The following is a 26336-nucleotide window of genomic DNA, read 5'->3' on the forward strand; positions in this document are numbered from 1 at the left end:
GCGGCGAGGCCCGGGCCGTCGAGGCGCCTCTGCCAGGAGCTCAGCTCCTTCGCAGGGGCGACGGCGACGAGGGCGGGCCAGGTGTCGTTGAAGGTGGCCAGGTCCGAGACCGCCTCGCGTAGCCGCCGCTCGTTGTCCCGGCACCAGGCGTCGGCGGCCCGGTCGCGGGCGCGCTCGGCGCGCTGGAGCTCGGGGTGGCGGTCGCCGCGGTAGGAGGCGGCGTCGCGCTGCAGGCGGACGAAGCGGGACCCCTAGCTATTGGGGGGTTAGTTGTCCCCTGGTGTCCGAGCTGGGATTCCGGGGTCGTCCCAGGTCGTTTACGTGGTCAACCAGCCCCCGCACGCCTGTCGACGGACTCATCCGCCCTTCGGGAAGTGGGGCGGGGCCCAGCCCAGGTAGGTGGCACCCCACACTGTTTCGATGTCGCTTGCGTCGACGACGTCGATGCAGCCCTTGCGGCGGATGTCGTTGGACGCGATCTTTCCGTCGCCGAGGTAGAGCGCGACGTGCCCGGCCCGCTGTCCGGTGTCCCAGTACAGCAACGCCCCCGGTGGCGGATTGCGGTCGCGGTCGTGGCGCATGGCGGCGGGCATCTGCCGGTAGTGGTCGACGGCGTACTGAACCCCGGAGTAGGACCAGCCGTAGGTGCGGGCTACGAAAGCCAGACAGGCCCGGTACCAGTTCGCGCCCCCGCCAGCGGCTTCCTGCCGCGCCCATGCGATGGCCCCCGCGGTCGAGCGCGGGTTCCTGACGGAAGCAGGCCAGCCGGCCGCACCGTCGTGGAACGCCTTCCTGCCCGCCGTCGTCCCCTCGGCGCCGGCGGTGCCGAGCCGGTCGTAGGCGTGGACGTGCCCGAGGACCTCGTCCGCGTACGCCCCCGACTGGTTGTAGCGCAGCACCGCCTTGCGGAGCTGGGCGTCGTCGCCGAGGTCGCTCGGGCCGGTGCCGCAGAGGTAGGCGGCGGTGGCCTGCGCGGCGTCGTAGATGTTGTGGGGGTCCTTGGCACCGTCGCCGTTGCCGTCCTGCCCGGAAGGCCCGTTCCAGGTGGAGGGGATGAACTGCATGGGCCCGACCGCCCGGTCGTAGACGGTGTCACCGTCCAGGACACCGCGGTCGGTGTCGCCGTGGACGCTCGTGTTCCCTCCGGCGCCCGAGCCGTTGAGCCGCACTCCGTAGATCCGGGGCGTCACCGCACCGCTCGTGGCGACGTCGCGCCCGGCGGCGTGGTTCGACTCGACCCGGCCGATGCCGGCGACGACCGACCAGCGCATCCCCCTGCACCTCGGGCGCAGCGTGGTCATCGCGGCCGCGGCCCGCACGTAGGCGTCGAGGACCACCGGCCCGATCCCCGAGACGCCGGCCGGCGCCGCGGCCGACGGGCCGGAGGCCGCGGCGCCGGCCTCTTCCTCGTGACCGGCGGCGCCGTTGGCGACGGCTGCGACGAACAGGACCACCAGCCCCAGGACGAGCGCAAGCGGCGAGAGCAGCACCGCGCCGGTCAGCACCGCCTTCGCCGGGGCCTTCACGGACGCCTCGGGCGCCGCGGCGACGCCGGGTTGAGCGGCGGCGCCGGGCGGGCGGCGCGCCGCGCCCGCGGCGGAGCGGGCGAGGGTTGCGGGGCCGGAGCCGGCTGAACGGCGGCTGCCGGAGCCGGCTGCACCGGGGCCGCCTGCGGGGGCTGGGGCGTCGGGGGCTGCGGGGGAGCGGCGGCCGGTGTCTGCTGGGCCTGGACGCGGTGCAGCCGCTGCCGGAGGCGGGCCTGGTTCGGTCCGGCCGGCGGCTGTGCGATCGGCGGTGCGGGACGCCCTCGCCGAACCGGCGCCGGCGCCGGAGCGGGAGTGGGCGTCGGCGGGTGGGCCGGGCGGGGCGGCACGGGGCGCCGCCGGGGCGGGGGCGGGGGCGGGGGAAACGGTCCGGGACGGTTCGGTGCGCGGTAGAGGCCGAGTCCGCCGCGGCCGGTCACGATCCGGCCGAGCGAGCGCACGTTGTGGACGCCCTCTCCGACAAGGTTCGCCGCTGGCGCCACCGTGCTCTGGTGGACCGCCTGGACCGCTCGCCGTGCTCGTGCACCCGCGGCCGCGCGGGCGGAGGCGAGCCGGCCGGGCAGAGCCGTGGCCGCGGCGCCGACGCGCCGCGCCGCCCTCGGCCCGTACACCGGCAGTCCGATGGTCGCCTGCAGGCCGAACCGTGTGGTCTTCGCTGCGATCCGGGCACTGCCCACGGCGGTGCGGCCGGCGAGCCGGGCGGTACCGGCGACGGCCCGGCCGGTGCCGCGCAGCGCCATCCCGCCGAGGCTGGTGGCGGTACGGGCCGCACCGGCCCGGCCCAGACCGACGACTGCGCCGGCGCCGCCGGTGAGGGCCGCCGCGCCGAGCGCGAGGCCGCCCAGAGCCAGCGCCCCGCCCATCCCCCTCCGCTTGGGGGAGGAGAGCGCGGGCGCGGCGGTACCGCCGACCACGCTGGCGCCGACCCGGGCGCGGGCGCGCGCGGCCAAGCCGCGAGTGGCGTGGGCCAGGCGCTTGCGGTAGATGAAGGCGCCGAGCACGACGCAGTCGAGCATGACGAAGCGGATGGTGATCCCGCCGGGCAGATCGCGGTCGGAGGCGTTGAGGACGGCGTTGACGACGACGATGAACACGGCGACCGACGCGACGGAGACGAGCATCAGGGCCAGGGCGCGGGCGATGGCGGTGGCCCGGTCCCACAGCCAGCCGCGTCCGGGGCCGGGCAGGACACCGACGGCGAGCCCGACCTTGGCGATCATGGCCTCGATGGCGATCTGCAGCTGGGCGAAGAGGAACCCGGCAGTCAGCGTGATCATGAAGATGCAGGTCAGGAAAGCGGCGATGACCATGAAGAACGCGCCGCCGACCTTCTCCATGCTGGCCTTCTTCGCCGACGCGGCGCCGTCCTTCACACACTGGTTCTCGAACGTCTTCAGCGGACCCTTGGCGGCGAGCTTCTCGCGGATGACCGTGTCAGTGGACTGGGTGGTGGTCTCGGCGATGTCCTGGAGAGTGCCCCCGATGTACGGGATCTCTCCCACCTTCTTCTCGCCGGATGCCAGGATCTCGTCGATCTCCTTGTCGAAGACCGCCTGGGAGATCCGGGATTCGCGAAACAGCGTGCCGCACTTCGGGCCGCCGCCGCCCTGGGGGTCGGAGAAGGTCCGGCCGTAGGAGAGCATCATCGCCGGGCGGGCGACGAAGGCGTCCACCAGGGCGTCGGTGATGGGCCGGGCGATCGAGGCAGGCGAGTTGCGCACCCGCTGCCCGACCGTCGCTCCCTGCCCGGTCTTCTCCCACGCACCCGCAGCCGTCGTCCGGCCGGTGCTGCCGGCGTCGATGGCCTCCTTGTCCAGGACGAGCGCCGCGGTCTCCACCGCGAGATCGCGCACGGTGGCAACGACGCCATCGTCCTTGGACAGCAGCATCTGCGGCGGCGAGGCCAGCGCGCCGAGCGCGAGCGCGGAGATGACCAGCGCCGCCGCCATCTCGCCCCACCCGCGCGCCCGGTTGCCGAACAGCAGATGCCAGGACGCCACCACCATCGCGAACGTGAGGAACAAGGTGGGCAGCCCCAGCTGCACGATCACCCCGCCGTACAGCGACGTCGACACCGTCAGCGCGGGCTTGAGGAGCAGCCCGGCCAGGGAGAACGACAGCGCCCAGGTGATCAGGAAGCACGCGAAGGAGACCAGCCACTTGTTCCCGAGGAACATCATCTCGACCAGGAAGTGCTCGATCTTCAGGTCCCAGTCGTTCCAGTCGCCGGTATCGGCGTAGACCCGGTAGGCGGAGACCGGGATGTTGTTGCGGTCGGTCACCTCGAACGCGGACAGCACCCCGCCCCGGGACGCCTCGTTCTTGAGGTAGTCCTCCACCTTCTTGTCCCAGGCTTCCTTCGCGCGACGCTCCTGCTCCTTCTTCTGTGCGGTCGCCTTGCGTTCGGCCTCCTGCCCGCTCTCGTCGAGCGTGGTGCCGTCCGCGGGCGGTGTGAGCACGGGCGCGGGGGCGAGCGGGTTGGCCGGGTCGACCGACGGCACCAGACGGTTCGGCACGCTCGGCGACGGGGTCGGCTCCGGCGCGGCCGTCGCGACCGCGGCCAGCAGCAGCGACGAGAGGCTAGCGAGCATCAGCAGCACCATCGCGAGCAGCAGCGCCCGGCCCGGCCGCGCCCACCGCACCACAGCGACAGCACGCTCCCCGAGTCCGGCCGTGGTACGCCAGGCGGCACGCGCGGGGTGCCGGCGGGACATCAGACGGCCTGCCGGACGGGCTGGGAGTGGATGGCGGCCGCGATGTCCTCATCGGCGGGGATGGTGATCTGCATGGCGCCGATCCGGCCGGTCAGATCACGGTGGAGGCATTCACCGGCCCGCGCGGCCCGCTCCTCGTCGCTCATGTCCGGCCGGTTGGGCGACAGACCGGCGGTGACCAGGCTCAGCAGGTCCTCGTCCTGGTCGCTGCACCCCAGGAACGCGAGCCCGCGGGCGGCCAGGTTGCGGTTCGTGTGCCGGAAGGGACACTTGCGCGGGATCAGGCCGCGCAGGATCTGCCCCTTCTCACTGTCGGCGGGGCCGATGTCGTCCTCGTCGTGCCCGCCGAACCACGCTCCGGCGTTGTGCTTACGGCTGTCCTTGACCAGCTCGATCGCCAGCTCCAGCCCCTCGGGCGAGGACGTCAGCCACCAGCACTCGTCCCAGATCGCCACCGCGAACTCGTCCGGAGCGGCGTAGGCGATCTTTCGACACAGGGCAGCGATCAGATACATCACCGCCCGCCCGAACGTCTTCTCGAACTGCAGCTTCTCCAGCCGCCCGGCCTCCAACTCGCTCTTCGTCGGCAGCGCCAGAGAATGAACCGCGAACACGACGCTGTCCGCGGTGGAGTTCCGCACCACCGGCAGCGTCTCGTCGAACACCGCGCGCGCGAGGTCCTTGCGGCGGGCGGCGGCCAGCCGGCGCGCGGCCAGCGCCGCGAACGTGTCCCCGCCCGCACCCCGGTTGGTCAGCTCCTCCACCAGCACCCGCATCGAGGGATGCGGCTCCTTCAGGACGGCCTCGATCGCCTCCGACAGAGCGATGCCCTCCTCGCTCATCGGCGACAGCCCCAGCAGCAGCGTCAGGTACGACTCGGTGAACCGCTGCGCCTCCGCCGGCTCGGTGAAGATCCGCAGCGGGTCCAGAGAGATCCGGGCCTGGTCGTCGATCGTGATGATCTCCGTCTCGCCAGGGCACGCCTCGGCGAAGCGGACCCACTCCTGCTGCTCGGTCCGGTCCACCACCACCCGGCCCCGGCGCACCCCGTGCCGGCGCCGTCCGGCCGCGAGCACCGAGTACATGGCCGACTTCATCCCCACGCTCTTGCCGCTGCCCAGCTCACCGACCCACGCCGCCGCGGCCGACACGTTCTCCCTCGGACCGCGCGACCAGTCGCACAGCACCGGCCGCACCCCACCGTTGGCCAGCTGCAGCCCGTACAGCGGGCCCGTCTCGTCCCCCAGCGCGCTGCCGGTGAACGGCGCAGCCATCGCGAAGTCGCGGGCCAGGAGGTACTGGGAGTACTGCGCCATCACCGACGGCGTCCGCGTCCCGGGCAGCATCCCGTACCAGAGCGCCTCCTGCTCACCACGCGGCCGGACGAACGTGTACTCCCCGGCCGCGAAGTGCCCGGCCAGCTCGCTCGCCCGCCGCTCCGCCTCCTCCGGCGTGCCGCCCCACACGCACAGCGCGGTCATCGCCCGGACCTCGACCTCCGTCTTCGACGACGTCAGCCGCTCCCGGAACTCGTCCAGCCCGGACGCCGCCTTGTCGACGCTGGCCGGCACCCCGGCCGTCTCCCCGTCGTACTGCTCGTACTGGTGGGCCAGCTCCCGCGCCTGCCGCCGGCTTTTCGCCTCCGCCGCCGCCCCGCTCTCCACCTGCAGCCGCACCACCCAGTCCACCGGGAACGAGAAATCGTCCAGCTGCCCCAGGTACTCCGACCCGGGGAACATGAACGCCTCCGGCATCTCCGCCAGCGCGAGCATCGCCTGATACGACGAGCCCCATTCGGTCGTCGCCTCGACCCAACGCCGCGAGAACGGATTCCCCCGCCCCCGACCCCGGCCCCTGCGGCCGTCCGCTTCCTGCCCGTCCTGCTCCAGGCCCTCGCCGAGCAACCCGCCCTCGGCGAGCACCACCTGACCCAGCGAGGCCGCCCCCCGGCCCCGCCCCCGCAGCCGCTGCCCGCCGTCCGCGGCAGGCAGCACCGGCTCGACCAGACCGCGCCGGGCGCTGTGCCCGTAGATCCACAGCACTTCGGCCGTGGACGCCGGCCGCAGCCCGATCCCCGACGGCCAGGTCGAAGCCAGCCGATGCGCCTGCACCAGGCGCATCTCCTCCTCCCGCGCCGCAACCGGACGAGGCAGCAGGCCCAGCGTCAGGGACACTTCGGCCCGCGCGGCCGCGACCACCTCGCGCACCGCTTCCTTCCGCGGCAGCGGCAGCGGCAGCGCGAGCCAGTCCGAGCGGCCCGTCAGCTCCAGCTGCTCCAGCTGTTCGTGCAGCATCTCCACGCTCGCCGCGTACCGGGGCGAGGCGGCCATGTCGATGTCCGCGCACATCCGGGCCACCACGTTCTCCGGGTCGACCGCCGGGCACAGGCTCAGCAGCATCGACTCCCCCCCCCCGCAGCTGCTTGACCAGCGCCTCCAGATACCCCAGCCGCTGCTGCCGGGCCCGCCGCGAGGCGTGCGCCGTCTGCGCGCCCTGCACCCGGAAGACGGCCCACACCGTTCCCTGCGTCGTCCACACCACGTTCCCGGCCACGTGCCGGATCGGGATCCTCACCGCTCACACCCCCCGCTCGACATCCACGCCCACGGCCCGCGCCCGCATCTGCTCCTGACGCAGCGCCAGCAGCGCCGCGGCCGCCGCCACCGGACTCCCGCCCCGAGTCCCCGCCCGCGCCGCCGCAGCCGCTGGCCGCCCTGCTGCCGCCGGTACATCCGACGGGCTGCCCGCAGCCGCAGAAGCCGTCTCGGCCACGGCCGGCTCCTCAGCCCCACCGGCAAAGTCCTCGGCGTCTTCCGTCCACGTCACGCTGCACACCCCCACCAGCGGCCGGTACCGGCCCACCGGCTTCACTGGCCGGCCTCCCAGACGCCCCGCAGAAGGAGCGGTCACCGCCTCGCCCGCGCTCACCGCGACCAGAAGCGGGTTACGGCCGTCCACGTGGACGTGCCGCACCACCAGAGACAGCCCGTACGGCACCCCGAGGGCGATCACGAAATTCACCAGCCCGAAGTGCGCCCACACCTCGCGGGTCAGCATCAGCACCGCAAAGGTCACCGCGATCACGGCCACCTGCGGCACCGTGTACGGCCCGCCCGGGATCGTCATCTGCCCGCCGGGCCACTTCCCGATCATCAGCGGGTGTCGCCGCGCCTTGGTGTAGCACCGGCCCACCAGCACTCCATCACCGGACGGCACTTCCGCGGGCGCGCTCACAGAACCTCACCGCCACGCCCCGACCCAGTCCCGGTGACCGGTTCCACGACGCGCACGACCGCAGGCCCGCGCCCCTCGGTCACCGGCGGCGCTCCGCCCGGCTTGATCGTCTCCCCGACGGAGTCACGGAACGCGGGAGCCGTCATCACCGCGTACCAAAGGGCCACCCCACCCAGCAGCGCTCCGCCCGCGGCCAGGACGGACTGCGTCTTCCGCCAGGCTCTGATCGTGGAAATGCTCACCATGACCGTCATCACCGTGGTGGTCAGCAGACCATTGACCCGGATACCCAGCAGATTGACGTCGTTGATCGCGTCCGCCAGCAGCACCATGTCCTGCATCACTTGCTCCTCTCGTCCGTTGCACCGGAACCGGCGGCCAGGAGCGGGGCCGCTTCGACGGCCTCCACCTCCCACCGCCCGTCGCGCGACTTCAGCGCGACCGCATACGTCAAAGGCCGCTTTGCGCCGCCCCGCTCGGCCGCCGTCACGTCCACCAGCAACCGGCGGCGCGTCCCGTCGGGGATCCCCGCACTCTCGGGGAAGGTGGCACCCGGCGCGTTCGTCCCGTACTCCGCAACCCGCTCCACGCGCGCCGACGCGTACGGAGCCGGCGTGATCGGCGTGAGCCTGCTGCCCGGCGGCATGTACCGGTCGACCTCTCCGCCGCCTGCCAGGTAGGAAGTGAAGAACCCCTGAATCGTCCGGACCCCCGGATCCGCCGTGCTGGGCTCCGCCGCCTTCCCGTAGCCGAGCTCGGGGGCCTGCCCGGCCGGCAGCGCACCGACCTCCGCGGGCAGAGCCACCGCGGCGAGTTCACCCGAGGCCCCGGAGCGCACCGGCACCCGGAAGTACCGCAGCCCCACCGTCGCTTCGGCCTCGGCCTCGCTCCGGTTCGGCTTCGCCGGCGGTTCGGCGGGCCGGACTCGGGCGGCGACCGTCACGGCCCAGTAGCCGGCCGAGACGGCCCGCACCCGCACCGCCGCGGCCTGCTCCACCACCTGACCGCCCCCACCGCCCGCGAGCATGGCCGGACCAGCCCCCGGCATGAACGCCGCGACCGCGTCGCCCGTCTGCCCCTCCCCGGCCTCCAGATACGCCGTCACGAACAGCTCGGCGAACCCGCCCGGGCCCGAGGAATCCACCACCACCGCCGCAGGCCGCTCGGAGGCGACCTCCGCGCGCACGGCCTCGGGCCCCGCGAGCAGCGCCCACGCCCCCAGCACCGGACCGGCCAGCAGCAGCACCCACGCGGAGCGGCGCAGCACCGTCACCACGTTCGCCGAGGCCCCCAGCGAACCGAGCTCCCACCCGCCCGCCTCCGCGGGCAGACCCGCCTCCTCGCCCTGGGCGTGCGCCCGTGCGGCCCCCGTCTGCTCGGGCACCGGCCCCGTACCGCGGCGCCTCACGACTGGACCTCGCGCAGCAGGGCGGCCCGCGTCAGCCGGGTCTGCGCGGGGACCTCGCACCAGCGGCCGAACGCCTACCGGGCCGCAGGAGCCTCCTCACGCAGATACGTACGCATCGCCTCCTCCGTCTCGGCGGAGAACGGCGACACCTCCAACAGCACGGCCAGCTCCCCAAGCCGGCGACGCGCCCGCATCAGCACCGTTTCGTCCGACAGCTGTTTCGCCACGGCCGACACCTCCCATCCCCACTCCCCGGCGGCCACTCCGCCGGTCCACCCCCGCAAGGAGCCGGCCGGGCCCGAACGTGACAGCCCCGGCCCAAGAAAATCCGCGAGCCTCACGCCGCCCGCACCCACTGCCGCGCAACAGGCCGCAACCGCGCCACGGTCCGGCTGCGCCGCTTACGCCGGGCCGCCGCCGACACCCCGGCCTGCTCCCGCGACTCCGCCCGCACCTCGTCCGCGATCTGCCGCGCCCGCGCCGCGCTCAGCAGTCCCGTCTGCACCCCCCACAGCAGCAACTCGGCCAGCTCCGCCCGCGCCGGCTCCCACTCCCGCGCCCCCTCCATCAGGCCGCCGGCCACGGCCTGCTCCACCACCCCGGCCCGGCACGCGGCCTCCTCGATGTCCTCGCCGCTCGCCAGCCCCGCCAGCTCTGCATCCCACCCGAGCGCCTGCGGATCGTCGGCCCGCAGCTCCCGGCTCGCCCGGTGCAGCGTCTCCATCCGCAGGTTGGCCGCGACCTTCCGAGTTCGGTGCAGCGGATAGGCGCGCACCACCCCGTACAGGGCCGCCACCACGACCTGCCCCACCTCGTCGAAATCCCGCCCCGGCCGCAGCAGCGACAGCGTGGTGCGCACCGCCCCGTCCACCATCGCCTGCACCACCACCCGGGCCGCCAGCCGCGCCCCCGCACCCTCACCGGCCGCCACCGCCAGCAGCGCGCCCATCCACCGGTCGCTGTGCTCTCGGCCCACCTGCCGGTCCCGCACCCCGAGCCAGCCCAGCAACTCCTCCAGCTCCGACGGCCCCTCACCCGGCGTCAGAACACCGGCCTCCTCCAGCCAGCCACGCACCCGCGCCCCGGCGCTCGGCTCGGCACACACCAGCGCCCACTCGGCGTTCAGCCCCCTGAAAACACGGATGTCCACGACACGGCCCTTTCTCGATCACGTGTCGTCGACTGTCCTCAGCACCCCTGACCCAGAAACTGACCCAGAACCACAAACCCGCAGGTCAAACGGTTGCCCAAAGAGCAACCTGCCCCCGGCCCCCGGCCTGGGTCACTCCGCTCGCCCGTCGGGTCATCACCCGGGTCAGCCTTCGAAGCAGGGCAACGGCCACCGTCCGCACGGTGACGCGCTCCTAGTCCCCGGCGTACCGTGAAAGGCTGGACGCCATGATCGAACCGACCCGGAACACGGAGCTCTGGAAGTTCCTGGGCTCGCTGCGGGAGGGAGAGCTGCTTTCCGGCACCGTCGCGGCCATCGAACCGTTCGGGGTGTTCGTCGACCTGGACGCAGGTCTCCCGTATCCCTGCTTCCCCGGGGTCGGGTTTCTGACGCTGCCGGAGCTGAGCTGGCGACGCTTCGACGACGCGTCGGAAGTCGTTCAGGTGGGAGAGCGCGTCACCTGCGTGTTCCTCCAGTTCGACACCTACAACGGGGAGGCCCGGCTGTCGCTCAGGGCCACGCGGCCCGATCCCTTCCAGGCATTCGCCGAGCGCGTGGACGTAGGGCACAAGCTGATAGGGAGGGTCGCCCTGCGGCTTCCGTCCGCCCTCGTCGTAGAGATCGCCGACGGGGTCGAGGGGTGCGCCCACGTGAGTGAGCTGCCCCCCGACCGGCCCGACCCCGAGGCCGATTTCACCGTGGGCGAGGAGGTCGTCGTGCTCGTCGCCGGCGTCGACCGGCAGCGCCGAACGGTGAAACTGCCCCAGGGGTAGGCCGCGCCCCAACGGTCCCTGAAGGCCGCCGCATCGGATGCCGGGAGTGGCGAAGAGCTGACTGTGGGTGGAGGTTGCGCTACCAGTTGCACGGTTGGTTGCGTCACAGGTTGCGTGGAGGGTTGCGCCACCGGTTGCGTCACCGGTTGCGGGCCTGTTTCGCGCGACCTTCCATTGCCGCAGGTCAGGCCCTGTGGGTCAGCCCTCCTCGCCGCCGACACCTCTTTCTCCGCATGCCGGAGGAAGAGGAAAGCTGTTCCTTCCCCGGCGCGGCCGGCTGGAGCCCCGTGGACCGGGGCCGGCTGCGCGGGACGCGGGGCCTGGGGGCGTCAGGGCGCAGAAGGGGTGTTCAGGTTGCGCAGCATCACCGCGTACAGCGGCGAGTCCGGGAACGGCTGCCTGTTGCCGATCCGCCGGTAGCCCCACCTCTCGTACAGCGCCGCCACCTTGGGGTGGTCGGGGTCGACCAGGAGCACGGCTAGGGCTTCGGGGCGGTCCTCGATGAGCGCGGTGTGCAGCCGCTGGGCGGTCCCGGTCTTGCGCCAGGCCGGCCGCACCATGAGTTCCGAGACGCTGAACGTCGACTCGTCCGCCGGCGCCTGGGGCAGGTGCTCGCGCCACTATTCCCGGCCCGGGTTCGCCGGGGCGCCGTACGCGAACCCGACCGGCTTCCCGTCGTCGTAGCCGATGGCGCAGGCGAATCCGGGGTTGGAGCCCCAGTGGTCCACGAACCAGGGGAAGCGTTCGTCGAATTCGGTCATGTCGTCGGCGTACGCGTCCGCGTGGACGTCGAGGAGGGTCTGCCGGATGGCCGACAGGTCGGCGTGTCCGAAGCGGCGGAGGGTGACGGCGGCGGTGCTCAAGAGCGGCTCCATTCGGTCCGGTAGCGGTCCATCCATTCGTGCGCGAGGCGCGCGGAGGGTGCGTGAGCGATCAGGTCGCGTTGGAAGTCTCCGAGGAGCTGCCGTATCCGGCCCGACAGCGGAGCGCCGTCCATGATCCTGAACACCTCACCACTGGTCGCGCAGGCCTGTTCGATGTCGCCCTGGTGGAGCTGCGCGAGGGCGAGCTGGGCCGTGGTGTGCGCCCTGTTGTGCCGGTAGGAGGGCGGCAGCGCGGCGAGCGCCCGGTGCGAGGCCGCCTCCGCCTGCGCGGGGTGACCCAGGATGGCTTTATTCACGAGAACCGACAGCACCTGTTCACCACTTCCGGAGGCGGTGAGTCCAAAGTGTTCGAATGGCATACCGATGAGATCCGGGCTGTGAGGGCCCGCGAGGTGTCTCACTGGTGACGATGCACTTTGGTCACGACTTGGGGAAGTGGATGGGCCTGTCGTGTACCTGCGGTCCACGCTGTGCCTATGGGGAGACGATCACAGGTCCGGACAGGTACGCCGGGCGGCTGCCTTATCAATGGATGCCTGACCGTGCTGGGACTGCTGCTCGTGGCCGTCGTCGGCGTGTTGATCTGGCTGGAGACACAGCCAGCGCGTGATGAGGCCCAAGCGCGCCAGAACCTGCGGGACAACGTCGAACTGCTCCGCGACCGGCTGGGCGAGGCGGCGGCTGACGGCAGCCTGCCCGATACGGAGATTGCTCGGGTCTTCCCTCCCGCGAAGCCAGCCAAGGGCTACGTCGGCGTGACACGGCATGGCGAGGCGGTCACCGTGGTTGCCGAAGTCCTCGGTCAGGGACCGCCGCGGGCCTTCATCTTCGTGTATGAGCGGTCGGTGACGGGCTGTTACGCCTTCGAGGTGCCGCCCCCGGGCCCTGCGGCCTCGCAGCCCTCGATCAGGGAGCTATCACAGGAGGCGTGTTCGGCAGGCGCGGCCACGCTCCCCGGAACCGATGGTCGGGATCAACAGTCACGTGACTCGAAGTAGTTCTGCGTGGAGGGCTTCCACGCAGCGTCTGTTCGATCCGGAACCATCCCGGTGCCTCCGGAAGTGGTGAACAGGTGCTGTCGGTTCTCGTGAACAAAGCCAGTTTCCGAGGTCAGGTGGCGGTGGAGTCGGATGGGACTGCATGCCCGTGCGATCGGGCCGCCCGCCCAGCCCCTGCCTCGCTGGGACGGAGCGTCGGCCTGTCCGCCGGGGCCGCCCCACGAGCTTGGGGGAGCCGCGCGAGACCGGTGTCATCCGGCGTCTCATCGTGGAGGTGGACCGGCTGCCGTGGGCAGCTGCCCGCGCAACGACCCGAGCGGGCCGGCCTGCAGACGCGGTTCCGCAGCCAGATCCGACGCGGCCGGCACGAGGAAGGGCAGGTGGCGCAGTGCCGGCAGCGGGCGTCCTCGGCGGTCTGGGAAGAAGTGCGGGGCCTGGCTCGTAGCGCAGGCCCCGCGGCCGGGGGCGCGCGTCGCGCCCCGGTGTGTTCGGTCCTAAAGGGTGCCGGTGATGGCGGTGGTGCCGAGGGTTCCGGTCACGCCCTGGAGGGTGACCGTGGTGGTCGGGGTCCAGGTGCGGTCGGCGTGGCGGATGATGTGGATGAGCTTGTTGTCGGCCGTGGTGGCCGTCAGCTGGAGCTCGCCGTCGACGTGCGCGGCGCCGAGGGACTTGACGGTGACCGCGCCCAGGTAGTCCTTGAGGTCACCGAAAGCAGCCCAGGTGCGGTCGGCCTTGCGGATGGTGTGGTACTGCCGGGTGCCGTTGTCGGTGGCGATGACGATCTGCGCGTCGCCGCCGGTGCCGGCCATGCTCACCGAGGTGATGGGTCCCGTCGTGCCTGCGGCGCTGGCGACGTTGCCCCAGGTGCTCCACTGTCCGGCGGTGTTGCGGATGGTGTGGAAGGCCTTGCCGCCGCTGACGGCGATGAGCTGGAGTTCGCCGCCGACGCTCGCGGTGGCCGCGGTGGTGACGGTGCCGATCGGTCCTACGGCGCCGGCGACGTCGCCGAAGGAGGTCCAGTGGCCGGTGGCGTTGCGCAGGGTGTGGAAGACCTTGCCGCCGGCGACCGCGACGACATGGAGGTCGCTGCCGATGGAGACGGCCGAGAGCTGCGTGACGTTGCTGAGGGTGCCGGCGACGTCACCGACGTGACCGAAGTTGCCCCAGCTGCCGTCCGCCTTGCGAACGGTGTGGTGGATCTTTCCGTCACCGCCGAGGGCGACGACGTGGGTGTCGGCGTTGATACCGGCCGCGGCGGCCGTGCGGACACCGCTGATGTCCCCGGCCTTGGACTGGATGTCGGTGAAGCCGGTCCAGGAGCCGTCGGCCAGGCGGATGCCCTGGTAGAGGCTGGTGCCGGCCTGTACCAGGGTCTCGGCCTTCCATCCGGGGGCGAGTGCGCGGGCCTGCACCATCCACTCGCCGAGGTCGTCGACGCGGCTTGCGAACGCCCCGGTGCGGGTCTCGGTGCTGCCCAGGCAGCCGCCCTGCCAGGACCGGCTGATGATGCCGGCGAGGGAGTAGGTGTTGACTCCGGTGTGGCGCAGCGCCGGCCCGCCGGCGTCGCCCGCGCACACGGTCGCATCGGCTGGATCGGCGGCCGCGAGGTCGAATCCGGCCGGCTCGACGGTCCCGGCGGTGAACGCCGCGTCATGGCGGGAGAACGGAACCCACTCGGTCTTGGTACGGCCGAAACCCACGACCGTCAGCTGCTGACCCGCAGCGGGCGTACCGGAGACGAGCGGGACAGGCGTGATGCCGGTCGCCGGCTTCGCGAGGCGGGCCATGACCAGGTCCCGGTCGGGGTGCGGTACCAGCTGCGCGATGTCGCTGGTGTGACCACCTGCCAGGTACGGCTGCGGCTTGCCGAGCACGACGGTGGTCTTGTCCTTCGGCGCCCCGGCCGCGACGGTGTTGCTCTCGGCGGGGTTGTCGGCGAAGCAGCTCTTCGCCGAGATGACCCACTCCGGGTCGACCAGCGCGGCGGAGCAGGTGCGCTTGGCGTCCCCGATGGTCAGCTTGCCGTTGAAGCCGAGCCCGAAGATGTCCGTGGACACGCCGGGCGGGGTGGTGGCGGTGGTGCCGGTGACACGCATGTCGAGCAGGACAGCCTCGGTCTGCTCGGCTCCGGCCTCGCCGAAGCCCTTGCCGGTGTTGGCGGGGAAGTCGAGGGTCTTCTGCTCGTCCTGGACGGAGATGCTCGCCTTGACCGACCGCTCGTAGGTCTGGATCCGGTAGGCACCGGGGATGTTGACGGTGAGGTAGCCCGTGCCGCGCGGGGCGGCGAAACACATGCGCTCCTCGTCCAGCTTGATACCGCGTGCCCAGACCTTGATTTGGTACGGGCCGGAGCAGGAGGTGTAGGTGATGCCGCCGTCGCCGCGTATGAGGCGGGCGCCGGTCTCGGCGAAGACCTGGTCGCTGTCCGGGTAGGAGCCGTCCTCGTAGACGAACGGGGCACCGGCGTTGGCGGCCGGCTCGCCGGTGGCGGAGGCCACGGGAGTCGCGGTCCCCAGCAGGACAGCAGCGGTCGCCGTGGTGGCGGGCAGCCACCAGCGTGTACGCAAAGCCATGAAGTCGCTTTCTGTGGGCACCCCGGAGACGATCCGGTGATGCTGCCGAAACGTTTCCGGGCGTACCGGAAACGCAAGAGAGACCCGGCCGCTTCATCGCGGTTCGGGAAGATCGCCTGGGGGCCGCCGAGCAGCATAACCATGAACATGCCGAGGTACCGACTCCGTGTGGCACGTCAGGCGTTCAGCCCCCGCCGTTGGCATGCAGGGCAGAAGTACCGCAGGTCACGGCATGAGGCGGACCCTGGCGGAAAGAGGCGGCCGTGTCGCCACAGCACCATGACAAGCCCAGGGACGGCAGCCGGGTGCCGTGGGCCGGCAGGCGCGGGGGCGGAGACCGGGGGCGCTCGTCAGCGAGGGCCCGACAGGCATTCGGCTGCAATCCGGCCCCGGTGTGGCGGATCCCGCCCGGGCGCTGAAGCCCCGGCTCGGCGGAAGTCCTTCGGCTCACCTCACCCGTGCTTGCTCACTCGGGCAGGCCTACCGCGCTGGCACTCGGGCCTGCCGCGCCCGGTCTTCTGGCGCAGCAGCCGATGGTCGATGTCCCGCGCCTGACCTGGAGTTTAGAAAGTTCCGATTCCCGTACAACCATTCGCATCACTGCTTCGTCTCTCTGCTGGACGTCGAGCCGCACCGTGGGCAAGGAAGCCCGCAGGGTCCAGCCGCCGTCGCCTGGCCTGGGGAGCGTCCGGGGCGGCGGCCGGCTGTGCGGCTATGCGGCATGCCCGGCGAACCGCGCAGTGTCGGCCAGGTGACCACCCTGGCCTCGTTCGGCATGCCCATGTTCGGCAACTCACGACTTTCGAGGAGATTTCTGCGTGCGCCGAGTAGGAAGTAGATGGGGGCTGGCGGATCGGAGGTGGCGCCCGGTTCGACAGGCAACAGGGGTAATGCTGCCTCTGACGCTGGTCACGGGGCTTGTATCCGCGACACCGGCGGTGTCCGCGGAGCCCGTGGGCACCGAGCGCGGCCAGGTCCTGGCGTTCTGGAAGAACGGCGGTCCCGCCACGAAATCGGCCGCTGGGGCGGCCATGGTGGGCTCGGAAGCGGACATCCGCGCGTTCCTGGAGACAGGCCGGGCGATCGCGGAGAACCTTGATGACCGCGAGGCCGCACTGCAGGTCGTGGCCGACGCCGGGCCGGCCGTCCGCAAGGCTGCCGAGGCGGCTCTCGCCGGGACACCCGAGCAGCTGGACACCTTCTTGAAGGAGGGGTGGAAGGCGCCTCTGGCCCAGGACCAGCGTGTTCAGGCGGCTGCTATCGGCGAGACGGGCGGACGTGCCCTGCACGCGGCTGCGGAAGCCGCACTGAACTCGGACATCGAGGCGGTACGGCAGTTCCTGAGCGAGGGGCAGTACGAGAAGCGGGACTCCGACGCCCGCGTACGGGTGGCCCAGCTGGAGACTGCGGGTGGCCCGAAGGTTCGGGCCGGCGCGAGCGCGGCTCTCAACGGATCCATCGAGGACGTCCGGGATTTCCTGAGCTTCGGTCAGTACGTGGCGAGAGCGCAGGACCAGGAGTACGCCTCGGTCACCGAGCTGGCCAAGCAGGCCAATGAGGCCGGTGATGCGGCGGAGCGGGAGAGCAAGGCGGCGAAGGAGTCCGCTGACAAGGCGATCCTGCTCGCGCGCTTGGCCAAGGAAGAGACTCAGCGGGCTGCCCAGGAAGCCGCAGCGGCCAAGAGCGATGCCGGCCGGGCGGCTGATGCGGCTCGCCGGGCGGCGGAGTCCACCCGCAAGGCCGCACAGGCCGCACAGGCCGCCATCTCGGCCTCGCGCTCCGCGAACGCCGCAGCCCAGGTCGCGGCAGCGGCCGCGAGCTCGGCCGCGAACGCGGCCGCCGGTGCCGCCCGTGCCGCCACCGACGCCCTGCACAGCGCCGCCAACGGCCAGCGTGACGAACACTTGTCCGCGCAGGCTCTGAAGGCGGCCACTGCGGCAGACGACGCGGCGAAGGCCGCGGACCGGGCGGCGATCGCCGGTGACGCCTCGGCAGTGGCCGCCCGCGCTGCCGCTTCCTCGGTCGCCAACGCGGACGCCAGCGCTCTGGCAGCGGACCAGGCCGGCGGCTACGCCGAAGAGGCGGGTGCCTCGTCGGCCGAGGCCCGTGCCGCCGCTGCCACCGCGCGTCGGCACGCCGCCGAGGCCACCCGCGCCGCGAACGCCGCAGCCGGTCACGCGGCCGATGCTGCCAGGCAGGCCCGGATCGCCGCCGGCGCGGCGCGTTCGGCGGCCCAGCACGCCCGCGACGCCGCCGATGCCGCGATGAAGGCCGGTCAGCACGCGGCTGGCTCCAAGGAAGCCGCAGACGAGTCGAAGGCGCATGCCGACGCCGCGTTGCAGCGCGCGAACGAGGCCGTGGCAGCCGTGGCGAAGGCCAAGGAGATCCACGACCTGGCCCGCAAGGCCGAGGCCGAGGAGCTGGCTGCCCGCACGGCCACCGGTATCAACCAGGCCAAGGACGCCAAGGTCGCCTACAACGCCACTCTCGCCGAAAGCGCCAAGGCCAAGGCCGAGTCCGACGAGCTGCACGCGGACTTCGTCCGCCTCGCTCAGGATGCCGCGCAGCCGACCGCGGACACCGAGGTGGTCGCGGCAACCGGCCGCAAGCTGGCTCTGGCCGCGCTGCACACCCAGGGTGTCTGGGGCAAGGCTGCAGCCGAGCAGGCACTCGCCGCCACGGACAACGCCGTCGTCGTCCAGTACGCACGCGACGGCTGGCGGTCCGCGTTCCAGCAGGACGAACGCGACCAGGTCCGTTCTCTCGCCCGGAACTCCTCGCACGAGGCGGTGGTCAGCGCCGCCGAGACGGCACTGGCCGGCGATGCGGCGCAGATCCATGCCTTCTTGGAGACCGGCCAGTACACCGCCGCCGCTTCGGACTTGCGGGTCGAGGTAGCCCGAATCGGTGAAGCCGGCGGGCCGGCCGTCAAGAGCGCCGCAGAGAAGGCGATCAACGACAACGGCTACCAGCCGCTGCTCGACTTCCTCACCACCATCCAGTACTCCGCCCGCCACAGCGACAACCAAGTCACCGTCGCCTACCTGGCCGAGAACGGCGGACCCGAGGTCAAGGCCTATGCCGAGATCGCGCTGGAGAGCCCGGCGCCGGCCCGGCAGGCCTTCGTCGAGCGAGGTCAGTACAAGGCCGCCCAGCGTGACCAGTCCAACGCCTCACACGTTGCGCAAATCCAACACGTCATTGCCGGATCCGCGCAGGTCGCAGCGCTCGCACAGCAGCGGGCCGCTGAAGCCCTGAAGACTGCCGCCACCGCCCTGGACGCGGCCAACGACGCCCTCGGCTATGCACAGCAGGCACAGACCTACGCCAGCAACGCTGCAGGCTATGCCGCGGATGCCGCAGCCTCCGCCGACCAGGCCGAGGCCTCCGCTACCAAGGCCGCCGGCTACGCCGCCACCGCGCGCAACGCCCAGCGTCAGGCGCAGAGCAGTGCGCGCAACGCAAACGCTTCGGCTGTCTGGGCCGAGGCAAACGCCGGCCTGGCCCGCGAATACGCAGCGACCGCCTACGCAGCAGCCGAAGCGGCACGCCAGTCCTCCATCAACGCCGGCAAGAACTCTGCCGAAGCAGCGGCTGTCTATCAGCAGCACCTCGACGCCTACCTCGCCGAACAGGCACGGGCAGCCGAGCAGTCATGGTGGCAGAAGGCCTACGGCAAGTACATCCAGCTCCGAAGCGCCTTCAACGAAGCCGTCGACGTCGGGCTCGAAATGGGCCAGGCTGCCCTGACGTGGTGGGTCACCGCCACCCCCGAGCAGAAACAGAAATTCTACCTCGAATTCGGACATGCCGCTCTCGACGTCGTCGGCCTCATCCCCGGATACGGTGAGATCGCTGACGGCGCCAATTGCGCCTTCTATGCAATCGAGGGCTACGCAACCGACGACAACAGCAAATATATTGACGCGTCACTCTCCTGCGCCTCGATGGTCCCGATCGCCGGCTACGGCGCGGCGGTTCCCAAGGCCTTGAAGTGGTCCAAGAAGGCCGAAAGCCTCTTCGAGACGCTCAACAACATCAGAAAGAAGCAGGGCGCCGGCCTCCCCGGCTGCACGCCCAAGAACAGCTTCCCGGCCGGCACGCGGGTGCTGCTGGGGGATGGCTCCTCAAAGCCCATCGAGCGTATCCGGGTCGGGGATCTGGTAAAGGCAACTGATCCTGAGTCCGGGATCACCGGCCCCCGACGGGTCGAAGCGACTATCTACACCCCCGACGACCGAGACTTCACCGACATCCAGTTGCGTGGAGAAGCGGCCGCTGGCGCCACGCTCACCTCGACCGATCACCATCCCTACTGGGCGGAGAACCGCAAGCGCTGGATCGATGCAGCGGCCCTCAAGGTCGGCGACACCCTGCGCACTCCGGCAGGCACACCGGTACAGATCAGCAAGGTCGATCGTTGGAAGGGGCTTCAGCCGGCTTACAACCTGAGCGTCAACGACCTCCACACGTACTATGTGCTTGCCGGGGCCACCCCCGTACTCACCCACAACGACGATTGTTCGAAGCTCTTCGCGCTCAATCCCACCGGCTACGACGGATGGCAGCACGTGCTTCAACGGCACATTGAGGGAAGTCCGCTCTCGTCGGGCAAGACTGTATTTCATGTTTACGGCAATGGTCGTTACGAGACGGCCGATCTCGATGAAATTGCTGACATGATCAGGGATGCCGTGGCGAACAACAGAGGCAGGCCCAACACTGGTTTTAATCCGGACGGAAGCCCCAGGGATGGTTTGGTCTACCAAGAAGACTTCGGATATGCGATCGGAAAGGATGCGAATGGTCAGCCGCTCCAGCATGTGGAGGTAATCGTGAACCCGGACGGTACACTGCGAACGGCATATCCGATTCCGAAGAGCCAGTACAAGGGGTAGGTGTTTTCCGGTAGGGGATCTACCGAAGCGGACGACTGAACGAGAACAGTAGGAAAGTTCCTTCAGGTCGAACGTCGCGCGTGGTGGGGTGGTGGGATCCACTCCACCACGCGCTGTTTAAGTGGTGAGAAACAAGGATCACTACGGAAGCTTCGAGATCTCTCGCGAGCTCGGTAGTTGTTACGGCAGGTGGCGATTCTAATGGCTGGCAGTATTTACGATAGTGCACCGGAAGCCATGCAGAGCATGCAGTGGAAACTGGGGGCCGGATGGGCCGAATGGACGTGGTCGCTCGGAGGATCCGAAACCCGACTCCTCGCCTCGTGCGTCTATCCGCGAGTCTTGGATGATTTCATCGACGCTGTTCGCGATCTGGGTGCGGGATCTCATGCCACTTTCGTGACATTCTTTGACGAGCCGAACGGGACTCGCGTCTTCTTCAACCAGAAGAGTGAAAAACTCTTCGTCCAGATAGTCGCTTTTCCCAACCTTAACGAGCCGGGGACATGGTGGCAGAACGCGGAACTCCGCCAGGCTCACCGAGTCTCGGCGAGAGAATTCATCGGCGCATTTATAGACATGGTGCGTGAGATTCTTGACCGATATGGAATGGGAGGGTATAGAAAGGAATGGGGATACGATTTCCCGATGGAATCATGGGAAGCGCTGAAGGTAGTCATGCGCGATGCGTCTGAGTGAATACATGCCGATGCCAACGTAGTGCGCGCCTTGTGGCAGCTCACAACGACAGCGCTTGATGGGGCTGTAAAGCGATTGACAGACCCCCTCCGCGAAATATGACCGGGGAAGCCGGGGCCCCGCACCTGCGCGAGACGGAGGCGCCCCGGCTGCTGGCCTGCGACCCACGGACGCGCGCGATCCTCCGCTCGGCACTGCCCGGCCACGTCGTACGGGGCCTGCCCCTGGGCCCCGCCGCCGAGCTGCGCCTGTACGAGGACGCGGGGCGGCTGCTGCGCCGCTGGCACGACGCGTCCGCACGGGACGGACGCGGACCGGGCCGCGGTGCGCGTACCTGCGTCGTTTCGACATCGAGCACACCTTCCGCCTGTTCAAGCAGACCCTCGGCTGGACCTGCCCGAAGATCCGCACCCCCGAGGCAGCCGACCGCTGGTCCTGGCTGATCCTCGCCGCCTATACCCAACTCCGCCTGGCCCGGCTGCCTGTTCCCGGTGAGCACAGGCATCCCCCGCCGCTGCGGGCGTCGCATCTGCTGGAGGCCGGCACCAGGGTGCCGGAACGGGGCGCGGGGGTGAGCTCCGGCGCCTGGAGCTCGCGTTCGGCGAGCACACCGGGCACCGCTTCCGAGGGTGTGCGACAGCCGGGCCCCGAGGCCGTGGTGAGTGGCACTCACCACGGTGAGTCAGCTTCTGAACCTGATAGGTCGACCCCCTGTTTTCCCAGGTGAATGGGCCTGCTGATAGGCGAACCTGATAGGGGCCGGGAGGTACTCGCCACAGGGTGAGGACGGGAGCGGCTGGCTCGTACGTGCCTCGGTTCGGGGCAGGGTGGGGCGCCGTCCTGCCGGATGAGGACGGGGGCCTGGAGGCGCTGCTACTCCGGCGCCGGCGCTTGGGCCTTCTTGGTCTTGGCGTGCTGGGCCATGACCTGGCGGATCTGCTCGCGCGACCATCCGGTGCGGCGGGCGACGTCGGCCTGCGCGCCGCGCTTGTCGTTCCCGTCCAGCTCCGCCACGACCTCGGCGGTGAGTTCGGCGCGTGCCTTGTCGAGCTCTGCCTCGGCGTACCGGTAGCGCCGGGCGGCCGCGTCGAGGGGGGAGGTGGTGTCCATGGCGGCCATGATGCCACGCGATACGCCAAGAAAGTAGGCCAAGCCGCTTGACAATAGTCAAGTGGCTTGGCCAATCTACTTGACGTATCGCCGACGGGGAGAGGTCACCATGAGCACGATCTACCAGCGCACCGAGAACGGCACGACCACCCCGGTCTCCCGTAGGGCCGTCCAGGCCGAGATCAACGCGGCCGTGATGGACAAGGCGAAGAAGACCGTCCGGACGGTGTCGAGCATCAACCGCACCGACTACTCGATCGAGTACCGCGACGGCCGCCAGGTCCGCCTCGTACGCGTCCACGTGGACGAGACGCCGACGACCCGGATCCCGTTCGGGACCCTGGTGACCGTGGACGGCAGGGTCGGCAAGGTGTGCCACTCCTGGGGCGCCTACCAGGCCGTCGGTGAATCGCGTCTGCAGCGGGTGCAGGTGCACTCGGTCGAGTTCCTCGACGGCACCGAAGGCGCCCACACCGCGAGCGAGATGCTCCCCTACGCGGCCCCCGCCGAGGCGAAGACCGATGAGTCGACCGTCACCTCCGAGGAGACGGAGGCGGGGGCGGAGGAGCGGTGCATGCCGGTCAACGGCGGCAGGGTCCACACCCTCACCCCGGGCGCGCCCGCCGAGGACCCCTTCCCTCAGTGCCGGACCGGCGGCAGTTCGAGCCGCGAGACCCGATACCGCATCGTCACGGCGCAGCTGACCTGCCGCACCTGCCTCGCCCACGAGGCGCGCAGGAAGGCCGCACGTGCGCACCAGTGAGCGCCTGGTCGCCCGCCTCCGGGAAGAGCTCCCCGAGCTCGGCATCCCGGAGGGGGCGACGCTGCACCGCACCTACGTCGAGGCCATCGCGGACGAGGCGCCCCTGGCCTGGTTCGCTCTCGGCCCGGATGGCGCCGACCTCAGGCTCGGCAGCCGGATCCCGATGGGGCGCCTCCTGCGCGAGCCGGTCATCGTCGCCGGCCGCGAACCCTACAGCTCCGATTTCGACCCGCACGTCGAGGTCGGCATCCCCGCCGACTTCGGCCCCGCCCCCCCGGTGCCCGCCTGCTCCGAGTGACTGCGCCCCAGGCTCGCACGCTCCCCTCAGTCTCGAACGAATTTAGCCTTCGAGCTTTCTGAGCTGGCCATTTTCTCTCAACTCGACAAATTCAAGGTTAAGTTCGATAGGATTCTCGTGGAGGTGAGCCATGTCTGTGGACCCGAAGAGGGATCCGAGGGAAGTGGCCCTGTTCAGGGCCGTGCAGGAACTGCTGGAGGGTGGCCCCGAGCTGCCCGCGCCTGCCGAGCGCTCCCGGCTGCGTGAGGCGGCCGGCGTCACCCAGGCCGTGCTCGCGCGTGCTCTGGAGACGTCGACGCAGACGGTGAAGAACTGGGAGGCGGGCCGCAGCGACCCGCGCCCACCTCGCCGTGACCCCTACCTGGCGCTGCTGCAGGGTTGGGCGAAGAAGTACCCCGCCTTCACCCCGGCACCCGCCCCGGTGTCGCGTACGCAGCCGCCGCCGGCCGCCGACAGCCCCGCCCCGGCGCCCGTCCCCGCTCCGGCGCCGGAGCCGGCGTCTGCGCCGGCCGGGGCCCGCCCCCGTCCGTCCAAGGCGCGGCCGGCATCCGCGCCCAAGCGTCCGGCCGCCCGGAAGACCGCGGCCACGAAGACCTCGACCGCGGCGCTGGACGCGCGGTTCGCTAACGGACCGCTCGCCGTCGTCGAGGCCGACACCACCGGCGGGCTGCTGGCGTACTGCGTCGACGGCCTGGTCCTCGACGTCCCCGCCCGGACACTGCCCGACCTGGTGGAGTGGACCCTGACCGAGGCCCGTCTCGGCGCGGCCCGGCTGGACAGCTGGGGCCGCGACGCGGACCCGGTGCTCGCCCTCACCCCGGCCGCGCTGGAGTACTTCGGGCTGCCGGCCGAGCTCAGCGAGGACGAGCAGGCCGCGGGCCGCCTGCCCGGCGACCACCCGGTCCTGGAGCAGCTGGCCGGTGCGCAATGGCAGCTGACCCGCCGCGGGTTCGGCCCGTGGGCGAGGATCTACCGCCCCGCCCAGGGCGGTCGGCGGTCGTGCGTGCAGCTGTGCGTTCCGTCCTGGCGGGCCCTCGACACCCGCTCCTGGGGCGATGCGGCCGGCCTGCCGCCGGCGGAACTCGCCCGGACGCTGGGCCTGTACGCGCGGCGTGTGATGACCCCGCGCGGCTCGACGGCGGTGACCGGCCTGGAGCTGATGACCGCTCTGCACCCGCCGACCCGCGCCTCGGAGCCGGACGCGGAGGGCCGCCGGCACAGCGTCCACAACCCCGGCTCGCTCGGCAAGGAGCCGGTCGACCCGGCGCCGTGCGAGGCGATCGACGGCCACCCCGTCCTCGCCGACCTGCCCCGCTTCCACGTCCGCGGCCCCGCTGTCAGTTACCCCTCTAGTTGCAACATCTCAGGTGCGTTGACCTGGTGTGCTGCAGATTGATGGAGGGGAATTGAAGGGGCTTCTGAGCTGCCCATTCATGTTTAGACTCGAATGGATCATGCTGCTGAACTGGGGTGCGTTAGATTTATTGGGAGATGTGGCAACTCCATCGGTAAGTCTATTGAGTCGGGCGATCCGCGAAGTGCCAGCAATGGCGTGTACATGTCATGCAGTTCAGGCGTCGTCTCGGGCGTCCCGGTGGAGCTCCCGTGCTCGTCGCGGGAGGAGCGGCCTAGGCTTTCGGGGCCGAGCAGCGCCGTGATCCCGGAGGCCCCAGTGCGTTTCATTGTCCAGCCCGACCGATGGGCCCCCTCCGACCTCGGCCCCCGCGCCGCCCTCCTCGTACCGGACAGCTGGGACGACTTCGGCTTCAGGACCAGCTACGACCTGTGGTTCCGTCCCGCCGAGAACACCAGTCCGGTCGGCGTCGGCCGCGTCAAGATTGCGCTGGCCGGCCAGAAGCCTGGGCCGAGCCCCGTACCGCGGGGTGATTTCCCCGACGGTCTGCCGACGGACGAAGGCCCCTGGATCTCCGTCGGCCAGGACGCCCTCTACTACGAGACGCTCAATGACTTCGGGCGGGCGGGGCAGGAGATCCTCCGGGGCCTGGGCGATGTCACCACCATGGAGAGCCCCGCACGCGCGGAGAGGGAACTGGCGGCCTTGGCGAGGTCGAGCACCGTGTTCCGCACCTCGCTCCTGCGCAACGTCTCCGTCAGCACGATTCTGCAGCAATGGATGCGCATTGCCACCGGGGGCCCACGGCGCACCGAGTACCGGTTCAGCTACCACTTTCCTCAAGCGGCCGGCGAGGTCGCCCACCCCCCGCTGGAGTTCGAGGTCCGTCCCGCGTCCGTACCCTCCAGCAATATCCATGTGCTCATCGGCCCCAACGGGGTCGGGAAGACCACGCTCCTGCGCTCACTGGCCACAGCAGCGGTACACCCGAAGCGCACGCCGATGCCCACGGCAGGAAGCATCACCTACAACAACAATGTCGGCTTCGCCAACGTCCTGCTCGTCACCTTCAGCGCATTCGACCCCTTCGTCGGCGTGGACCCCGATCCCGAGGTCAAGTTCCAGCACGTCGGCCTCACCGCGCACGAAGACGGTGATGAGCCGGGCGAAACACGCGCGTCCCGGTTGAAAGAGCGCGAGGAGCTGGCAGGCGAGTTCATCGACAGTCTCAGATCGATCGCCACCTCCGGGCACTATGTTCGGTGGGCCGACACCCTGCACGCGCTGGCAAGCGATCGCCACTTCAGTGCCGCGGTCATCGGCGACGAACACGGAAACACTCCCCTCGCGGACAGTCCGATCGGACTCCTCAAGGGCATCGGCAACGAGCTGGCGAACGGTGCGGACCGACCGTGGCGTGACATCTTCATGAGCCTCAGCTCCGGCCATGCGCTGGTGCTGCTCACCCTCACCCGGCTCGTGGACCTGGTCGCGGAGAGGACACTGGTACTCCTTGACGAACCCGAGGCGCATCTTCACCCCCCGCTCCTGTCCTCGTTCGTCCGCGCCCTGTCCGAGCTTCTGACCGATCGCAACGGTGTCGCCATCGCCGCGACGCACTCGCCCGTCGTACTCCAGGAGGTCCCCCGGTCCTGCGCCTATAGGATCCGCCGCTCCCGAGGGCGCGCCCGGCGACCCAGGTTGGAGACGTACGGAGAGAACGTCGGAGTGCTCACCCACGAGATCTTCGGCCTCGAAGTGAAGAAGTCCGGCTTCTACGCCGAGATCGAGAAGGCAGTCGAGCGGCTCGACACATACGAGGAAGTCGTCGATTCCTTCGATGGTCAGCTGGGAGACGAGGCCAAGGGCTTGGTCCACGTCCTGTTCGCGGACAAGTGGGCGGAGGGTCGCTGAT

General features: G+C 70.7%; 19 protein-coding genes and 2 pseudogenes. 9 read left to right on the forward strand and 12 right to left on the reverse strand.

What is annotated here, in order from left to right; genetic code table 11:
- Positions 1-356: 356 nt before the first annotated feature.
- The 8 genes from HHL19_RS37390 to HHL19_RS18685 all read right to left on the reverse strand — a co-directional run bounded on the left by HHL19_RS37390 (position 357) and on the right by HHL19_RS18685 (position 10050).
- Positions 357-1526 (reverse strand): NlpC/P60 family protein, encoded by a 1170-nt coding sequence (locus HHL19_RS37390; RefSeq protein ID WP_346768556.1) that lies wholly within the window; start codon positions 1524-1526, stop codon positions 357-359.
- A complete protein-coding gene (locus tag HHL19_RS18655) occupies positions 1523-4258 on the reverse strand; it encodes a hypothetical protein (RefSeq protein ID WP_169090965.1) in 2736 nt (911 codons plus the stop codon). Before HHL19_RS18655 ends, HHL19_RS37390 begins: the two co-directional genes overlap by 4 nt.
- On the reverse strand, positions 4258-6657 hold the full coding sequence (locus tag HHL19_RS18660) for an ATP-binding protein (protein ID WP_240981667.1): 2400 nt from the start codon (positions 6655-6657) through the stop codon (positions 4258-4260). The genes HHL19_RS18655 and HHL19_RS18660 overlap by 1 nt, the downstream gene beginning before the upstream one ends.
- Before the next feature lie 178 nt (positions 6658-6835).
- Complete coding sequence (locus HHL19_RS18665) at positions 6836-7492, reverse strand: hypothetical protein (RefSeq protein ID WP_169090967.1); 657 nt, start codon at positions 7490-7492, stop codon at positions 6836-6838.
- Complete coding sequence (locus tag HHL19_RS18670) at positions 7489-7833, reverse strand: hypothetical protein (protein WP_169090969.1); 345 nt, start codon at positions 7831-7833, stop codon at positions 7489-7491. The genes HHL19_RS18665 and HHL19_RS18670 overlap by 4 nt, the downstream gene beginning before the upstream one ends.
- Positions 7833-8876 (reverse strand): conjugal transfer protein, encoded by a 1044-nt coding sequence (locus tag HHL19_RS18675; protein WP_169090971.1) that lies wholly within the window; start codon positions 8874-8876, stop codon positions 7833-7835. Before HHL19_RS18675 ends, HHL19_RS18670 begins: the two co-directional genes overlap by 1 nt.
- Positions 8877-8974: 98 nt before the next feature.
- Positions 8975-9127: a hypothetical protein gene (locus HHL19_RS18680; protein WP_169090973.1), complete on the reverse strand. Its 153-nt coding sequence runs from the start codon at positions 9125-9127 to the stop codon at positions 8975-8977.
- Positions 9128-9237: 110 nt separating this feature from the next.
- The gene (locus HHL19_RS18685; protein ID WP_169090975.1) at positions 9238-10050 is read right to left on the reverse strand and encodes a hypothetical protein; all 813 of its coding nucleotides are present in this window, start codon (positions 10048-10050) and stop codon (positions 9238-9240) included.
- Between the two features lie 248 nt (positions 10051-10298).
- On the opposite strand from HHL19_RS18685, the gene HHL19_RS18690 reads away from it, so the two are divergent.
- The gene (locus tag HHL19_RS18690) at positions 10299-10844 is read left to right on the forward strand and encodes a S1 RNA-binding domain-containing protein (protein WP_169090977.1); all 546 of its coding nucleotides are present in this window, start codon (positions 10299-10301) and stop codon (positions 10842-10844) included.
- Positions 10845-11173: 329 nt separating this feature from the next.
- On the opposite strand, the pseudogene HHL19_RS18695 reads toward HHL19_RS18690, so the two are convergent.
- Positions 11174-11719, reverse strand: a pseudogene (locus HHL19_RS18695) (GNAT family N-acetyltransferase).
- Complete coding sequence (locus HHL19_RS18700) at positions 11704-12024, reverse strand: hypothetical protein (protein ID WP_206325807.1); 321 nt, start codon at positions 12022-12024, stop codon at positions 11704-11706. The pseudogene HHL19_RS18695 and the gene HHL19_RS18700 overlap by 16 nt, the downstream one beginning before the upstream one ends.
- Before the next feature lie 246 nt (positions 12025-12270).
- Here HHL19_RS18700 and HHL19_RS18705 point away from each other — a divergent pair, with 246 nt between their 5' ends.
- Positions 12271-12726: a hypothetical protein gene (locus tag HHL19_RS18705; RefSeq protein ID WP_169090978.1), complete on the forward strand. Its 456-nt coding sequence runs from the start codon at positions 12271-12273 to the stop codon at positions 12724-12726.
- A 494-nt stretch (positions 12727-13220) separates the two neighbouring features.
- Here HHL19_RS18705 and HHL19_RS18710 read toward each other — a convergent pair whose 3' ends face one another.
- On the reverse strand, positions 13221-15299 hold the full coding sequence (locus HHL19_RS18710) for a trypsin-like serine protease (protein WP_169090981.1): 2079 nt from the start codon (positions 15297-15299) through the stop codon (positions 13221-13223).
- Between the two features lie 953 nt (positions 15300-16252).
- On the opposite strand from HHL19_RS18710, the gene HHL19_RS18715 reads away from it, so the two are divergent.
- From HHL19_RS18715 to HHL19_RS37405, 3 genes and pseudogenes are all read left to right on the forward strand, one after another.
- Positions 16253-20197, forward strand: a complete 3945-nt coding sequence (locus HHL19_RS18715) for a polymorphic toxin-type HINT domain-containing protein (protein WP_169090983.1) — start codon at positions 16253-16255, stop codon at positions 20195-20197.
- 237 nt (positions 20198-20434) lie between these two features.
- Positions 20435-20896, forward strand: a complete 462-nt coding sequence (locus HHL19_RS18720; RefSeq protein ID WP_169090985.1) for a hypothetical protein — start codon at positions 20435-20437, stop codon at positions 20894-20896.
- Between the two features lie 331 nt (positions 20897-21227).
- Positions 21228-21374 (forward strand): annotated as a pseudogene (locus HHL19_RS37405) (transposase); the annotation flags it as partial.
- 395 nt (positions 21375-21769) lie between these two features.
- Here HHL19_RS37405 and HHL19_RS18725 read toward each other — a convergent pair.
- Positions 21770-22006: a hypothetical protein gene (locus tag HHL19_RS18725; protein ID WP_169090987.1), complete on the reverse strand. Its 237-nt coding sequence runs from the start codon at positions 22004-22006 to the stop codon at positions 21770-21772.
- 109 nt (positions 22007-22115) lie between these two features.
- On the opposite strand from HHL19_RS18725, the gene HHL19_RS18730 reads away from it, so the two are divergent.
- The 4 genes from HHL19_RS18730 (at position 22116) to HHL19_RS38545 (ending at position 26335) form a co-directional block, all read left to right on the forward strand.
- Positions 22116-22769 carry a hypothetical protein gene (locus tag HHL19_RS18730; RefSeq protein WP_169090989.1) on the forward strand — a complete coding sequence of 218 codons (654 nt, stop codon included), beginning with the start codon at positions 22116-22118 and terminating at the stop codon, positions 22767-22769.
- Positions 22756-23067, forward strand: coding sequence for a hypothetical protein (locus tag HHL19_RS18735; RefSeq protein ID WP_169090991.1), 312 nt, complete (start codon positions 22756-22758; stop codon positions 23065-23067). Before HHL19_RS18730 ends, HHL19_RS18735 begins: the two co-directional genes overlap by 14 nt.
- 163 nt (positions 23068-23230) lie before the next feature.
- Positions 23231-24463 (forward strand): helix-turn-helix domain-containing protein, encoded by a 1233-nt coding sequence (locus HHL19_RS18740; RefSeq protein ID WP_346768555.1) that lies wholly within the window; start codon positions 23231-23233, stop codon positions 24461-24463.
- Between the two features lie 276 nt (positions 24464-24739).
- A complete protein-coding gene (locus tag HHL19_RS38545) occupies positions 24740-26335 on the forward strand; it encodes an AAA family ATPase (protein WP_169090995.1) in 1596 nt (531 codons plus the stop codon).
- Position 26336: the final 1 nt, after the last annotated feature.

Origin of the sequence: Streptomyces sp. R302 (genome assembly GCF_012927245.1) — a bacterium.
Classification (GTDB): Bacteria; Actinomycetota; Actinomycetes; order Streptomycetales; family Streptomycetaceae; genus Streptomyces.